This window comes from Cytobacillus gottheilii (assembly GCF_018582665.1).
GTDB classification, from domain to species: domain Bacteria; phylum Bacillota; class Bacilli; order Bacillales; family Cytobacillaceae; genus Cytobacillus; species Cytobacillus gottheilii.
Genome location: NZ_CP071709.1, coordinates 3,558,441 through 3,573,353 on the forward strand (window position 1 = coordinate 3,558,441; position 14,913 = coordinate 3,573,353).

At 39.4% G+C, this 14,913-nt stretch carries 18 protein-coding genes and 1 riboswitch; of the genes, 9 read left to right on the plus strand and 9 right to left on the minus strand.

Annotated elements, in window-relative coordinates; all coding sequences use genetic code 11:
* Positions 1-629: 629 nt before the first annotated feature.
* Together metK and J1899_RS17535 are read right to left on the minus strand one after the other, a co-directional pair.
* Positions 630-1,829 (minus strand): methionine adenosyltransferase, encoded by a 1,200-nt coding sequence (metK, locus tag J1899_RS17530; RefSeq protein WP_066442903.1) that lies wholly within the window; start codon positions 1,827-1,829, stop codon positions 630-632.
* A gap of 245 nt (positions 1,830-2,074) precedes the next feature.
* Positions 2,075-2,191: riboswitch (SAM riboswitch) on the minus strand.
* Between the two features lie 98 nt (positions 2,192-2,289).
* On the minus strand, positions 2,290-2,664 hold the full coding sequence (locus tag J1899_RS17535) for a thiol-disulfide oxidoreductase DCC family protein (protein ID WP_066442902.1): 375 nt from the start codon (positions 2,662-2,664) through the stop codon (positions 2,290-2,292).
* Between the two features lie 215 nt (positions 2,665-2,879).
* On the opposite strand from J1899_RS17535, the gene pckA reads away from it, so the two are divergent.
* Entirely contained in the window at positions 2,880-4,466 is a 1,587-nt protein-coding gene (pckA, locus tag J1899_RS17540; protein ID WP_214475515.1) for a phosphoenolpyruvate carboxykinase (ATP), read from the plus strand.
* A 105-nt stretch (positions 4,467-4,571) separates the two neighbouring features.
* Here the strand turns inward: pckA and J1899_RS17545 are convergent, their stop codons facing one another.
* Both J1899_RS17545 and J1899_RS17550 read right to left on the minus strand, forming a co-directional pair.
* Positions 4,572-4,814 carry a DUF2584 domain-containing protein gene (locus J1899_RS17545; RefSeq protein WP_151576062.1) on the minus strand — a complete coding sequence of 81 codons (243 nt, stop codon included), beginning with the start codon at positions 4,812-4,814 and terminating at the stop codon, positions 4,572-4,574.
* A 39-nt stretch (positions 4,815-4,853) separates the two neighbouring features.
* Complete coding sequence (locus J1899_RS17550) at positions 4,854-5,633, minus strand: alpha/beta hydrolase family protein (protein WP_214475518.1); 780 nt, start codon at positions 5,631-5,633, stop codon at positions 4,854-4,856.
* Between the two features lie 123 nt (positions 5,634-5,756).
* Here J1899_RS17550 and J1899_RS17555 point away from each other — a divergent pair, with 123 nt between their 5' ends.
* The 3 genes from J1899_RS17555 (at position 5,757) to J1899_RS17565 (ending at position 8,403) form a co-directional block, all read left to right on the plus strand.
* Complete coding sequence (locus J1899_RS17555) at positions 5,757-6,752, plus strand: ABC transporter substrate-binding protein (RefSeq protein WP_214475520.1); 996 nt, start codon at positions 5,757-5,759, stop codon at positions 6,750-6,752.
* Positions 6,753-6,839: 87 nt separating this feature from the next.
* Complete coding sequence (locus J1899_RS17560) at positions 6,840-7,619, plus strand: ABC transporter ATP-binding protein (RefSeq protein WP_066442897.1); 780 nt, start codon at positions 6,840-6,842, stop codon at positions 7,617-7,619.
* Positions 7,597-8,403, plus strand: a complete 807-nt coding sequence (locus J1899_RS17565) for an ABC transporter permease (protein WP_246586510.1) — start codon at positions 7,597-7,599, stop codon at positions 8,401-8,403. Before J1899_RS17560 ends, J1899_RS17565 begins: the two co-directional genes overlap by 23 nt.
* A 113-nt stretch (positions 8,404-8,516) precedes the next feature.
* Here J1899_RS17565 and ytkD read toward each other — a convergent pair whose 3' ends face one another.
* Positions 8,517-8,984 (minus strand): RNA deprotection pyrophosphohydrolase, encoded by a 468-nt coding sequence (gene ytkD / locus J1899_RS17570; protein WP_066442895.1) that lies wholly within the window; start codon positions 8,982-8,984, stop codon positions 8,517-8,519.
* A 199-nt stretch (positions 8,985-9,183) separates the two neighbouring features.
* Here ytkD and J1899_RS17575 point away from each other — a divergent pair, with 199 nt between their 5' ends.
* A complete protein-coding gene (locus J1899_RS17575) occupies positions 9,184-10,038 on the plus strand; it encodes a DUF6612 family protein (RefSeq protein ID WP_425514979.1) in 855 nt (284 codons plus the stop codon).
* A 54-nt stretch (positions 10,039-10,092) separates the two neighbouring features.
* On the opposite strand, the gene J1899_RS17580 is transcribed toward J1899_RS17575, so the two are convergent.
* Complete coding sequence (locus tag J1899_RS17580; RefSeq protein WP_066442894.1) at positions 10,093-10,416, minus strand: hydrolase; 324 nt, start codon at positions 10,414-10,416, stop codon at positions 10,093-10,095.
* Between the two features lie 189 nt (positions 10,417-10,605).
* On the opposite strand from J1899_RS17580, the gene J1899_RS17585 reads away from it, so the two are divergent.
* On the plus strand, positions 10,606-10,863 hold the full coding sequence (locus tag J1899_RS17585) for a DUF6154 family protein (RefSeq protein ID WP_066442893.1): 258 nt from the start codon (positions 10,606-10,608) through the stop codon (positions 10,861-10,863).
* A 188-nt stretch (positions 10,864-11,051) separates the two neighbouring features.
* Here J1899_RS17585 and J1899_RS17590 read toward each other — a convergent pair whose 3' ends face one another.
* Positions 11,052-11,489 carry a Dps family protein gene (locus J1899_RS17590; protein ID WP_066442892.1) on the minus strand — a complete coding sequence of 146 codons (438 nt, stop codon included), beginning with the start codon at positions 11,487-11,489 and terminating at the stop codon, positions 11,052-11,054.
* 135 nt (positions 11,490-11,624) lie between these two features.
* Here J1899_RS17590 and ytzI point away from each other — a divergent pair, with 135 nt between their 5' ends.
* Both ytzI and cls read left to right on the plus strand, forming a co-directional pair.
* Entirely contained in the window at positions 11,625-11,795 is a 171-nt protein-coding gene (gene ytzI, locus J1899_RS17595) for a YtzI protein (protein WP_082851616.1), read from the plus strand.
* Positions 11,796-11,816: 21 nt separating this feature from the next.
* On the plus strand, positions 11,817-13,265 hold the full coding sequence (gene cls, locus J1899_RS17600) for a cardiolipin synthase (protein WP_066442891.1): 1,449 nt from the start codon (positions 11,817-11,819) through the stop codon (positions 13,263-13,265).
* A 73-nt stretch (positions 13,266-13,338) separates the two neighbouring features.
* Here cls and J1899_RS17605 read toward each other — a convergent pair whose 3' ends face one another.
* Positions 13,339-13,812, minus strand: coding sequence for an S-ribosylhomocysteine lyase (locus tag J1899_RS17605; RefSeq protein WP_066442890.1), 474 nt, complete (start codon positions 13,810-13,812; stop codon positions 13,339-13,341).
* Between the two features lie 192 nt (positions 13,813-14,004).
* Between J1899_RS17605 and yidD the strand changes: the two genes are divergently transcribed.
* Positions 14,005-14,265, plus strand: a complete 261-nt coding sequence (yidD, locus tag J1899_RS17610) for a membrane protein insertion efficiency factor YidD (protein ID WP_066451402.1) — start codon at positions 14,005-14,007, stop codon at positions 14,263-14,265.
* Here the strand turns inward: yidD and J1899_RS17615 are convergent.
* Complete coding sequence (locus J1899_RS17615) at positions 14,243-14,806, minus strand: beta-class carbonic anhydrase (protein ID WP_066442889.1); 564 nt, start codon at positions 14,804-14,806, stop codon at positions 14,243-14,245. The two genes, yidD and J1899_RS17615, sit on opposite strands and share 23 nt — an antisense overlap.
* Positions 14,807-14,913 lie beyond the last annotated feature (107 nt).

Sequence of the window (14,913 nt, forward strand, 5' to 3'; positions counted from 1 at the left end):
GGTGTTTCTGTCTTTTACGCGACTCTTTTTCCCTGTTTCTGGATTTCAGAGGGGTGTTTCTCCCTTTTGCGCGACACTGTTTTCCTTTTTCTGGATTATAGAGGGGGGTTTCTGTCTTTTGCGCGACACCATTTTCCTTTTTCTGGATTCTGTAGGGGTGTTTCTGTCTTTTACGCGACACCATTTCCCTTTTTCTGGATTATAGAGGGGTGTTTCTCCCTTTTGCGCGACTCTATTTCCCTTTTTCTGGATTATAGTGGGATGTTTCTCCCTTTTGCGCAACTCTATTTCCCTTTTTCTAGATTTCAGAAGTGAGTTTCTTCCTTTTACGCGACACCATTTCCCTTTTACTGGATTATAGTGGGATGTTTCTCCCTTTTGCGCGACTCCATTTTCCTGTTTCTGAATCCTAAGGGAGTATTTCTCCCTTTTCAACCTCTGTTTCCCTATATCTAGATTAATAAGCCCTGCATACCAACCTCTTTCGCTCCCCTCTCCTCATTCCAAAAGAAAGGCATCCCTCCTCACTTTCCAAGACCTAAGCCCTTGAAAATCTCTCTACAATAAAAAAAGCTAACCATCGGCATCTAAACCAATGATTAGCTTCTTTCGCTAATTGCTATCTGCTATTACTGAAGTGCTTCAGCACGAAGAGCGTCAGCTTTGTCAGTGCGCTCCCATGGAAGATCTAAGTCTGTACGGCCAAAGTGTCCGTATGCAGCAGTCTGCTTGTAGATCGGACGGCGCAGATCAAGCATATTGATAATGCCTGCTGGGCGCAAGTCAAAGTTGTTTCGGACAACATCAACAAGAACATCCTCAGATACCTTGCCAGTTCCAAATGTGTCTACAGAAATGGATACAGGCTGTGCTACACCAATTGCGTATGCAAGCTGAACTTCAACTTTATCAGCTAATCCAGCCGCTACAAGGTTCTTCGCAACATAACGAGCAGCATAAGCAGCAGAACGGTCCACTTTAGTTGGATCCTTACCAGAGAATGCGCCGCCGCCATGGCGTGCATAGCCGCCGTACGTATCAACAATAATCTTACGTCCTGTTAAGCCAGCGTCCCCTTGAGGTCCGCCGATTACGAAACGGCCAGTAGGATTAATGAAATATTTCGTGTTTTCGTCAATTAACTCACTTGGTACAACAGGGTTAATGACATATTCTTTTAAATTGCGCTGAATTTGCTCTAATGTCACTTCAGGGTGGTGCTGAGTAGAAATAACAATTGTATCAATGCGAACTGGTTTGTTGTTTTCATCATACTCAACTGTTACCTGTGTTTTACCGTCAGGGCGCAGGTAAGGAAGAATTTCCTCTTTGCGAACTTCAGTTAAACGGCGTGATAATTTATGAGCCAATGAAATAGGAAGCGGCATAAGCTCCTTTGTTTCATTACAAGCAAATCCGAACATTAAACCTTGGTCTCCTGCTCCAATTGCTTCAATTTCTTCATCGCTCATTTGGCCTTCACGCGCTTCAAGCGCCTGATCAACACCCATAGCAATATCTGCAGACTGCTCATCAATGGATGTTAAAACAGAACATGTTTCAGCATCAAATCCATATTTCGCACGTGTATAGCCAATTTCTTTAACTGTTTCACGAACAATCTTTGGAATATCTACATATGTAGAAGTTGTAATTTCTCCAGCAACTAATACAAGCCCTGTTGTGACAGACGTTTCTGCAGCAACACGTGCATTTGCATCCTTTGAAAGAATAGCATCTAAAATAGCATCAGAAATCTGGTCACAGATTTTATCCGGATGACCTTCAGTTACTGATTCAGAAGTAAACAAACGGCGTTTTGTTGACATCTGGGTTCCTCCCTAACTTCAAATTGGCAAGATTATTGTATGACAATGAATCTTAAATTGATACGGAACTCATTCCCTTAGTAGTATGAAATAAACATGGCGATTTTATTATAATTGGTCGAAAATCAGCGGTTACAGAAAGTTAAATCCGCTTGATTCTGCCGCCATAAAAAAGCGTCTGACTGCAAAATAAAAAACCTTCCCACAAGTGAAAAGGTTGAAAGCAAATCAATTCGCGCCTTTCACTCTTATCGTTCAAGGACTAGATCCTTGCTTCAGGTTAGCACCTTTGCCTTATTTTAAAAAATAAGCAGGTTGCTGGGTTTCATAGGGCCTGTCCCTCCACCAGCTCGGGATAAGAGAGTATCCGTTCAACTGTAAATATTAGCGCACAAGTCTAAAGGATGTCAATTTATTTTTCTAAACTAATTCTAATTCCTTATTAAACCAATCGGATTTATTACAAAGCACAGCTTCCATCATCACATTTTCGTCTGAAGAATTTATGTCTATTTTTAGCAACCATCTTATAAATAGGCTTTCCAATAAGGGGCACGAGCGGGAAGTACATCAATAGACCAGGCACAAAAGCAGGCGGGCATTGAAGCATAATCAATCTTACAGCATAGAAGCCTTTCAAAACTTTTCCACTTCCTGTAATCAGATGAATTTCTTTGCGCAATTCTTTTTGATTGTACCCTGTTTCCCCATTTGTTTTTTCATATTCCTGCAGAGAAACCCAGTTTATTTTATCCAGCCAATCGAGCTTTTCGAAAAGACGTCTCGACTCCTTGCATAATGAACAAGTTCCATCATATAAAACGGTCATTTTCATTTTGATCAGCTCATTTCGTTGTTTTCTTTATTTTAACATTCCCATTATAAGTATGTAAAAAAACAGTCCGGGAGGGTTGCACATTTATTTAATTCTTTTTCATAACACACACAAATAGTATAGACTATTCATATAAATGTGTTATACTATTCGAGAGATGTAATCACTTTCATACTTTGTACTACTAATTCTAAAAAAAGGAAGGTATTCATCAGATGAACTCTGTTAGCCTGTCGAACGGATTATCACAACTATTAAATTCCGAGCATACTCAAACTCAGCTTTCTGTCCCGCAGCTTGTTGAAAAAGTATTAAAAAGGGGCGAAGGTGTGTTAACCTCTACCGGCGCAGTTCGTGCCACTACTGGAACATATACAGGACGTTCCCCTAAAGATAAGTATATTGTTGAAGAAGCTTCAACGATTGATAAAATTGATTGGGGCCCTGTAAACCAGCCGATTTCTGAAGAAGCATTTTCCCGTTTATATGACAAAGTCCTGACTTATTTAAAAAATCAAGATGAAGTTTTTGTCTTTAAAGGATATGCAGGTGCAGATGCAAAACATCGCCTTCCCATTCAAGTAATCAATGAATACGCATGGCATAATTTGTTTGCACATCAGCTCTTTATCCGGCCAACCGCTGATGAGCTGCCTGGTCATAAGTCTGAATTTACTGTTATTTCAGCCCCAAACTTTAAAGCAGATCCTGAGATTGACGGCACAGGATCCGAAACTTTTATTATTATTTCTTTTGAACGGCGCACGGTGCTGATTGGCGGAACAGAATATGCTGGAGAAATGAAAAAATCAATTTTTTCGGTTATGAATTATATACTTCCTGAAAACGGAATCCTCCCGATGCATTGCTCAGCCAATGTCGGAAGAGAGGGTGATGTTGCCTTATTCTTTGGATTATCCGGAACAGGAAAAACGACCTTATCAGCTGATAACAATCGCCGTTTAATTGGAGATGATGAGCACGGATGGTCACCGAATGGCGTATTTAATATCGAAGGCGGCTGCTATGCAAAATGCATTAATCTTGCAGCTGAAAAAGAGCCGCAGATTTTCAATGCAATCCGTTTTGGAGCTGTTCTTGAAAATGTTGCTCTAGACCATGAAACTAGAATAGCTGATTATGATGATAACACGCTGACAGAGAATACGAGAGCTGCTTATCAATTGCAGGCAATTAATAATATTGTTGATCCAAGTGTCGCAGGGCATCCAAATACAATTATCTTCCTGACGGCTGATGCGTTTGGCGTACTGCCTCCTATTTCTAAACTTACGAAAGAACAGGCCATGTATCATTTCTTAAGCGGCTATACATCCAAGCTGGCTGGCACAGAGCGTGGCGTTACGTCACCGCAGGCTACATTTTCTACCTGCTTCGGTTCGCCATTCCTTCCGCTTCCAGCAGTACAATATGCTGAAATGCTCGGCAAAAAAATGGATGAACATAATACAAAAGTTTATTTGGTCAATACAGGCTGGACTGGCGGAGAATACGGTACTGGAAGCCGCATGAAGCTTGCCTATACGAGGGCAATGGTAGAAGCAGCATTGGAAGGCGAATTAAACAATGTTGAAACCATCAAAAATGAAATCTTTGGTTTAGATGTTCCGCTTCATGTAACAGGCGTTCCAGATGAAGTACTTCAGCCTCACAAAACGTGGTCAGACCAAGAAGCCTATAATAAAAAAGCGAAAGAACTTGCAGCTAAGTTCCGCGACAACTTTAAAAAGTTTGATCATGTGGCACATGACATTATTGTAAAAGGCGGGCCAACGCTTTAAAGAAAATTTGCCGCTTCAATAGACGAAGACAAAAGACTATTTGTATGAATACTCCCGATAAAAATAATAAAACAACCCCAATCCTGTGACGGATTGGGGTTGTTTTTAATTAGTGCTTTTTAAGGCAACAAGCTTATAGGTAATCGTGGTCTGATTATCTTCAAGTGTCAATGTTTGGATGATGCCCGTTCCGCTCAGTTCACCGTCTTTTGTCTTCTTGACTTCAAGCGGGATGTCTAGCGGATAAAGGCGATAGCCGTCTTTTGTCAGTTTAAAATTGTTTTCATCTAATCTTTTCTCTTTCCCTTTTGTCACAATCATTGTATTTAACTCTAATGGCATTCCCATTATGATCGCTCCTCCATATTACTCATTTATGCTATTTTATCATGTCTTGGTTTGTTTTTTCATCCAGGCGGTTAAGTCTTTGACTATTTTCCTGTTCATAGCTGGAGGGAAATAGTGTGTGTATTCTTTAAAATACCAGCTATCATATGGTTTCTGAAGCTCAGTTAAACGATTTTCTAGCCGATAAGAGTGTTCAATTGACACATTCTGGTCTTTAACACCATGAATGATTAATACAGGTGCTGACACCTTCTCCAGCTCGTATAGAGGAGTGCGTGAACGGTATTCATCAGGAAATTTTGACGGTGTTCCGCCAATCACCCTTTTCATCATTCTGCGGAGGTCCTTGCGTTCCACATATGTCAGTGACATATCACTTACACCGCCCCAGGTGACAACAGATGCAGTCTGAGGGAATTGAATGGCTGTTAAAAGCGCCATTACACCGCCTCTTGAAAATCCAAAGACATGGACATTTTTTACACGAGGATGCGATTCTACTAATTCAAAGGCAGCAAAGGCGTCGCCCCTGTCTTCTCCTGCAAAATCCTCATTCCCTTCTCCCCCTTGATTTCCTCTATAAAAAGGGGCAAAAACAATAAATCCCTCTGACGCAAATTGGGTAATCCTTGATGGTCTTACTTTACCTACGTTTTTGATTCCGCCTCTTAGATAAAGAAACCCTTCGTACTGTCCATCTGCTTTAGGCTCTGCCAACAGGCCTTTCATCAGCAGCCCATCACCGTAAAAAGTGACGAGAAAGAGATCAACCTCTGGATGTGGCGATGGAAAACGAATTCTAGAATGTAAATGTTTCATGTAAGTCAGCTCCGTCAGATAACAATAATTTTTCTTTTATAGGCAATCACACATTCCGCCCTTATTCATACGATATTTTAGGCATTTACACCAAGTTAGTTTGTAAAGGAGGATTATTTACTTATGAAAAAATCTCTAAAAATCAGTTTCTCTATTTTGCTTATATTTGTACTTATTATTCCACTGGCAGCCTGCGGAAGCAGCGATCTGCAAAAAGTAAAAATTGGCGAGGTTACGCGCTCCATTTTTTATGCACCTCAATATGTCGCCATTGAAAAAGGCTTTTTTGAGGAAGAGGGGCTTGATATCGAGCTTACCACAACAGCAGGCGGAGATAAAACAATGACTGCATTGCTCTCCGATAGTATTGATGTTGCACTTGTTGGTTCTGAAACTTCTATTTACGTTGCAGCTCAGGGAGCAAATGATCCGGTCATTAATTTTGCACAGCTTACTCAAACAGACGGTACTTTTTTAGTTTCCCGTGAAAAAATTGATAATTTCTCTTGGGAAATGTTAGAAGGCAGCACATTCCTTGGCCAGCGTAAAGGCGGTATGCCGCAAATGGCTGGTGAATTCACATTAAAGAAACATGGAATTGATCCACACAATGATTTAAACCTTATCCAAAATATTGACTTTGCAAACATTGCACCATCCTTTTCTTCGGGAACAGGAGAATTTGTTCAATTATTTGAACCAACTGCCAGTGTTTTTGAAAAAGAAGGCATCGGCCACATTGTAGCTTCGTTTGGGGTTGAATCAGGTCATTTGCCTTACACAACTTTTATGACAAAAGACAGTTATATGGAAGAAAACAAAGAAACTGTTGAGAAATTTACAAGAGCAATCTACAAAGCACAGCAATGGGTAGATTCGCACAGTGCAAAGGAAACTGCTGAAGCCATTAGCGGCTACTTTGAAGACACAGATACCGAAATCATCGAAATGGCAGTCGATCGCTATAAAAGTCAAGGTTCATTCGCGACAGATCCGATCCTTGACGCAGAAGAATGGGATAACCTGCAGAACATTATGGACGAAGCAGGAGAACTACCAAAAAGAATTGATTATGAAGAACTTGTTAACACCGAATTCGCAGAAGGTGTTATGGAATAAGAAAAGCGCAGGCGGCTTGACCAGCCGCGACAAGCTAAAAACAATTTAATAGAATGCTATATCACTTAGAAAAAGAGGAGGCCGATGATGGATTTCTTAAAAATTGATCGAATACATCACACCTATTTTACAAAGACCAGTGCAGTTACGGCCCTCTCCGATGTTTCGCTCACGGTCGAAGAAGGGGAATTTGTTTCCTTTCTTGGCCCAAGCGGATGCGGGAAAACGACGTTGCTATCAATCATCGCCGGACTGCTATCTCCAACGGAAGGAGATGTAACACTTAAGAATCAGCCTGTTCAATCGCTTCAGCATGATATTGGGTATATGCTGCAGCAGGATTATCTTTTTCCCTGGAAAACAATTGAAGAGAATATTTTACTTGGTTTAAAGGTTGCGGGCCGTTTAAATGAAGAAAACAGAGAAACGACCATTCGTTTACTGGAAGAAATGGGCCTTGTAGGGGTTGAGTCACAATTTCCGAAACAATTATCAGGAGGCATGCGTCAAAGAGCAGCTTTAGTAAGAACGCTCGCAACAGAACCGAAGCTGCTTATGCTGGATGAACCTTTTTCTGCGCTCGATTATCAGACAAAACTCAAGCTCGAGGATCTCGTTTCAAACACGCTAAAATCATTTAAGAAAACGGCTATTTTAGTCACCCATGATATAGGAGAAGCAATTGCAATGAGTGACCGGGTATTCCTATTTTCAGCTGGACCAGGGCAAATTCATAAAACGTTTATCATTCCAAAGGAATTAAGAGACAGCACCCCATTTGATGCACGAAATCATCCTGCCTATTCTGATATTTTCCAAACGATATGGAAGGAGCTGGAATCCCTTGGAACAAAAGACGAATACTAAAATTTTGCATAACCAATACATCCAATCATTAAAAAAAGAGAAGAGATGGATTCGTTTCTATCAAATCGTTATTTTTATCGTCTTCTTTGCTATTTGGGAGATTGCCAGTCAACTGCAGTGGATCGATCCGCTCATTTTCAGTTCACCTTCTAAAGTATGGGCATTATTTCTTGATAAAATGGCAGATGGGAGTCTTTTGGCTGATTTAAGCTATACATTAGGTGAAACGGTTCTTGGGTTCATATTAGGAACACTTTTAGGAACTTTGCTGGCTGCTGTCCTCTGGTGGTCGCCTATGCTCTCAAAAATACTGGATCCTTATTTAGTAATCTTAAATTCCATGCCTAAGGTAGCGCTTGGCCCTATTTTAATCGTTGCTCTCGGACCAAGCTTTACATCTATTGTGGCAATGGGTGCCATCATTTCAGTCATCATCACAACCATTGTTGTATATACCGCCTTTAGGGAAGTTGATCCAAACTATGTGAAGGTTATGCAAACCTTCGGAGGTACTAGAAAACAGATTTTTAAAGAGGCCATTCTCCCATGCTCATTTCCTGTCATTATTTCCACATTGAAAGTGAATGTCGGGTTATCGTGGGTTGGGGTTATTGTCGGAGAATTTCTCGTTGCTTCCAAGGGATTAGGGTATATGATTATTTATGGATTCCAAGTATTCAATTTTACATTAGTGATGCTTGCACTGCTTGTCATTGCTGTTCTAGCAACCGTTATGTATCAGCTTGTCGAATTGCTTGAAAAAAAGCTGATTCGAAATAACTGATGATCCTTTTCACTATGCTAAGGAGGCGGCCATTCCCTTATGCACCGATTCCGGCTGCTGGAGATGACCGCCTCTTCATATGATGAGGAACTTAAGGATAAAACGATCTTTGTCTATTGCAGGGATTGCCATCTTTTTATAAATACTTCTACAATATCATCCTGCATAATAAAACTGAATTGAGGTTCCCATCTTTTATGCAGAATGTCTCCTTCAATTAATGCAGGACCGTTTGTTTCCAGGTAAGATTCCATTACGGACAAGGCTTCTATTTCTGCGAAAAAAACTGCTTTCACATAAGAAGAACCATTTATATTTAGTTCGTATTCTCCCAGATGCGTCAGGGCTGCAATCCTTCCTCCCGTTTCTTCCCATACCTCCCTAATGGCTGCTTCTTCAATGGTTTCACCCTTTTCTGCCTTACCTCCGGGAAACTCCAGACCTCTTTCTTTATGTTTGGTCAGCAGCCACTGATTATTATAGGATGTTAACACTAACACATGGGATGCAGGCTGATGAAAACTGTCTTGTGAAAAAGACCAGCTCAGCACTTCTCCTTTTCTATTATGAAAACCGACCATCAAAATCACTACTTTACTTGAAATATTTTCATTATTTTATCATGATTTTCAATTTGGTGCTTAATACACATTTTTCTTGGGTAATAGAAAAATAAGTTCATATTTACATAGGAAATATGGAACATTTTTAACAGTTTTGAAACTTTTCTGGAAAAAACAGCGTATAGTTTAAGTGAAAAAACAAAAGGAGATGTATATCTTGAAAAAAAAGCCGTTTATACTTATTAGCTTCCTCACAGCCGTTATGCTGTTTTTAGCAGGCTGCGGGCAGACAGCTGACCCTGTAGGCAGTGAAGACGAAGAGCAGAATCCAGAAGAAGTTTCTGAATTAACACTCGAAGAGGTATTCGAGAAATCAGCAGCTGCTTCTGAAGAATTGAAAAGCTTTAGTGTTGATATGAATTTAGTCCAGGATATTAGCCTTGGTGAAGAAAGCATGGAAACAAACTCTGATATCAGCATGGATGTAACAGCTGAGCCTTTAGCTTTTTATCAGAACATGACGATGAGTCTTGCAGGCGAATCAATGGAAACAGAGAGCTATTTTACTGAAGATGGAATTTTCATTTATGATACAGCAAGTGCACAGTGGATGAAATTCCCGCAGGAAATGTCAGATCAGCTTCTGCAATTATCCGATCAGCAAACAAACCCTGGAGCAGAATTAAATAATCTGCAGGAGTTTGCGGATGATTTCACATTTGAACAGGATGATCAAAATTATATCTTAACGTTAGATGCCAGCGGTGATAAGTTTAACGAATTCATTAAAGAAACAGCTATGGAAAACCTGCCGCCTGAATTAGCGGCTGGTGCTGGAGAAGATGCATTTGAAGGCCTAAACATCAACAGTGTGCAGTATGAGATTTTAGTTGATAAAGAAACTTTTTATCCAAATGTTCTTAATATGACAATGGATATGGAAATGGGTGTTGAAGGCGATACCGTTAATGTTATTCAAACGGTGAACGGTGAATACACAGACTTTAACAATATTGAGAGCATTACAGTACCGCAGGAAGTTCTTGATTCAGCGGTTGATATGGCAATATAATATGGCGCTCCAGCATTTCTAGAGAATGCTGGAGCTTTTTAATCGCTCTGCACTTTATTTTTCTTCAGGAAGAATGCCCATGCTTTCAATATGCCTTTTAGCCGTATCATCGCCATGCTTGTAGATAAAACCATAGATCATCTGTAATGTTGAGTCATAAGCATCATTTTCCCGATCGTAATGATATTGTACATAAGGAACATGTGCCCGGTAGAAATTTTGCCATTCGGTAGAATAGTTCTGATCGAAATATTCACGAAGAGTGATAATCTCTTCATCATTTGCCTCGATTTTAAAATCCCATGGTGAGCTTGTAGCGCTTTGCGAAATTTCCCCGTTGGCTAACCCAATGTAATAGGTTTTTCTTTCATTCATCATTTTTACCGCTCCATTCCAAACGTTTTCTCTTAGTATGAAACGGAATCGAACATTTCATGAAAATAATTTGAAAAATACGATCAAATGAAAAGTTAATACATATACTAACGTAAGACTTGCGCTTCAAAAGCGCATATATTATCCAACTTCAGGGTAAAAACATATTAAAGAAAACGGAGGTGAATAGACATGAAGCTAATCGACGAACTGTATGAGCTATACCGCGATAAGCTCACAGGAGATGAAGAAGACATTGACATGCTCGCCTTTGCTTTCCTGGAAGAAATGAATCGGGACGATCTGCTTGCCATCATTCATGATCTAGATAACCAAGAGCTAAATAATCTGATGGGCATCTACTTAATTGAAAGCTTAAAAGGTAAATTCGCAAGTGAAGACTATGGGCAAAAAAGAGTACTTCCTGTGCATCAGCGAAATATTCATTGATTTACATAAAGCTGAAAAGAAAGTGGCTGAAAATAAAATGGGAGGAGGCTCAGCTTCCTCCCCACTTAAAATGAGGTCCGCAGCGCAAGTGGAACGGGCTTGTTTAAGTTTAACTTTCTTAATGTATACCTTTTTGAGGTAGAAAAAAGGCTGATTCAACTCATTGTTGAATCAGCCTTTTCTAAGAATTATCCTAAGTATGCTTTCAGCATCCAAATATGTTTTTTCAAGCTTTGTTTGACGGCAATAAGCATATCGCCAGTGCCCTCATCATTCGCTTCCTCTGCCAGTTCAATGGCTTCTTGAAGCTCGTCCACCATTTTTTCAAAGTCTTCACAGATGCTTTTCACCATTTCATCATCTGTTTCATTGCCAGTAGCTTCTTTTATAGAAGACGTTTCTAGGCAATCTTTCATTGTGGCAACTGGTTTTCCTTCTAGTGCCAGTATTCTTTCTGCCAATTCATCAATATGCACATTTGCTTCATTATAAAGTTCTTCGAATTTTTCATGTAGTGTAAAGAAATGACGTCCTTTAATGTACCAGTGATAATTATGCAATTTTACATATAGAATGGTCCAGTTTGCAACTTGCTGATTAACTGCTTTAATTAAGTTATCGTTCATTTTTATCATCCTCCCTTTTTATATTACCCATTTCCCAAAAAGTAAAACGGAAATTTAGCAGCAAGAAGGGTATTTGATTTTATCATGAATGATTCATTTCATGGTAGAATAGCATGTGTAAAGGGGGACGATCAGATGTATATAGCTATTGTAGTTATTGCCATACTAATTGTATTTACAATATTGATTTTAAGTGTAGTGACAACGTCTAAAGCATACACGATTAAACATACGGTTGATCCGCTTCAGGAGGAAAACATTTCTGATCCTTCTTCAGATCATCAGCCAAGACAAAAGGAACAATAAAATAGAAGGGACTTACAATCAATGGATATATATTCCATCCTTCTTGGGGTGCTATTCTTTTTAAATATTGTGCTTGCGGTTATTGTTATTTTTCTTGAGCGCAAAGATGCAGCATCAACTTGGGCATGGCTAATGGTTTTATTCTTTATTCCTTTTCTCGGATTTATTATGTACCTTCTATTTGGACAAAATTTGACGAGAAGAAAGATGTTCCAGTGGGAAGATCGTAAAAAAATTGGGATAGATAAAATGCTTTCTGATCAAATTATTGGAATTAGTACACGAAATTTTGAATTCCATAATGAAGTCATTGAAGATAGCCGTGACATTATTTACATGCATTTAGTCAACAACGATGCAGTCTTAACACAAGATAATGATGTCAAGCTTTACACAGATGGCGATGACAAATTTGCTGCATTATTCAATGATATCGGAGCAGCCAAGGATCATGTTCATTTGCAGTACTATATCCTAAAAAGGGACAATCTCGGAAAAAGACTGCTAAAGCTTCTAACCGAAAAAGCAAAGCAAGGTGTTAAGGTGCGGGTTCTTTATGACGACCTTGGATCCAGGAGTCTAACGAAGGGCTTTTTTAAAGAGTTACGAGCAGCCGGCGGTGAAGTCGAAGCCTTTTTTCCGTCGCGATTCCATTTTATTAATTTGCGGTTAAATTACCGTAACCATCGTAAATTAGCTATTATTGATGGGAAAATTGGTTATGTCGGCGGATTTAATGTAGGAGATGAATATTTAGGGTTAAATCCTAAATTCGGCTATTGGCGCGATACCCATTTACGTATTGAAGGCAGTGCGGTGTATCCGATTCAGACAAGGTTTATTCTAGATTGGAACCAAGCTTCACACCGGCATGATATCCATTATGCTCCTTCTTATTTTCCATTCCTTGAAAACACTGGATCTGTTGGCATGCAAATTGTCACGAGCGGTCCAGATTCAGAATGGGAGCAAATAAAAAATGGTTATTTAAAAATGATTTCTTCAGCTAAGGAATCGATCCTGATTCAAACGCCATATTTTATCCCTGATGCAAGTGTTCTTGATTCCTTAAAAGTAGCAGCTTTATCAGGAGTAGATGTTAGAATCATGATTCCTAATAAGCCTGACCATATGTTTGTGTATTGGGCTACTTATTCTTATATTGGCGAGATGCTCAAAGCAGGTGCTAAGATCTTTATTTATGACAATGGTTTTATTCACGCAAAGACCATCATTGTCGATGAACAGATCTCATCGGTCGGTACAGCAAATATTGATGTAAGGAGCTTCCGTCTGAATTTTGAAGTGAATGCTTTTATCTATGATCAGGAAATTTCAACTAAACTCGTTGACAGCTTCCTTGAGGATGTTGCCCTTTCAAAAGAACTGACACAGGAAGATTATTTACATCGCCCGTTATGGATCCGCTTTAAGGAATCCATCTCAAGGCTGCTTTCTCCGATTTTGTAGGAGAACTAGAGGATCTAAACTATAATAAACGAAAAAGGACGGAATGCCTGGGGCGCTCCGTCCTTTTTAACACTTATGCAAATACTTGCTTTAAATCTTCTTTTGATTGCTGAAGCCAAAAACGCATAAGACGCTTTGCACCTTCTAGATCATGAAGTTTTGCCTGACCGCACTGCTTCTCATTGGCAGCAGGAATCTCGACTGTTTCTAATGCATCTGTTAAAGTTGCTTCAAGCAAATCAATAATTTCCTCGACAGTCGGCTCTCCGCTGACTACTAAGTAATAGCCTGTTTGGCAGCCCATTGGCGAAATATCAATGATATCAAAATGATCGTATTTCTCAGAATGTGTACGAATATTGAAGGCAAGCAAATGCTCTAATGTATGAATAACATCTGGCTTCATTGCCTGTTTATTTGGCTGACAGAAGCGGATATCAAATTTATTAACAACACCGTCGGAACCTACCTTATGCACTCCGCAATGTCTTACGTAAGGCGCTTTAACGGCATTATGGTCTAATTCAAAGCTTTCAACTGAAGGCATTGTATTCACTCCTTAATATTATAGCTAACATTGTCTCTTTGCTGATGTTAACGTACTGATTTCTATTATACATTAAATTCCGAGTAATTTCATCAACTTAATCGTAATTTCTATAATTTAGACGGATACACTAATATATGTTATCGTTTTAGCATACATGATAAGTTGAATATAGAGGATTGATTGAATATGATTTTCAAAAAAATGTTAATAGGAATTTTTCGCTTTTACCAAATCGTCATTTCACCATTAAAGCCTCCTACTTGCCGTTTCTACCCAACCTGCTCTCACTACGGGATTGAATCTGTTAAGCGCTTCGGAGCCATTAAAGGCGGCTGGCTTGCTATTAAGCGTATTTTAAAATGCCACCCATTTCACCCGGGCGGTGTTGATCTAGTACCCGAGGAATGGCCAGATAAAAAGAAAACAATTAAGACTGATAACCATCAATAACCAAATCAAGCTTGCCTGTATCAGGATGGATTACTAAACCATGTACAGGAACATCATTAGGCATTAACGGATGCTTCTTAACCATATGTACACTGTGGGCAACGCTATCTTCCACTCTTTCGAAGCCGTTTAGCCAATCTTTTACATCAATTCCTGAATAAGTCAGTGAGTCTAGCGCATCATCTGATATTCCTCTATCTTTCATGCTTTCAATGACTGCATCTGCTTTCATCCCGCTCATCCCGCAATCATGGTGACCAATGACAAAAACCTCATCTGCCTGAAGCTGATACACTGCCACAAGGACACTGCGCATAATACTGCCAAAAGGATGCGTCACTAATGCACCTGCATTTTTAACAATCTTCACATCGCCATTCCTTAAGTTCAGTGCTTTAGGCAATAGCTCTACAAGCCTGGTATCCATGCAAGTAATGATTACCATTCTCTTATTTGGGAACTTTGTCGTTGAGAAGTCTTTAAATCGTTCCTCCTTAACAAATTCTCCATTATACTCTAATAATTCATTTAAAAGCTTCATTGTCTTTACCTCCAGAATCAAACTAAATTAAAAATGCTTATACACATCATACAAAATCCTTCCTTTCTAGACAAATTTAACACTTGCAATTAAGTGCGGGATTTTGT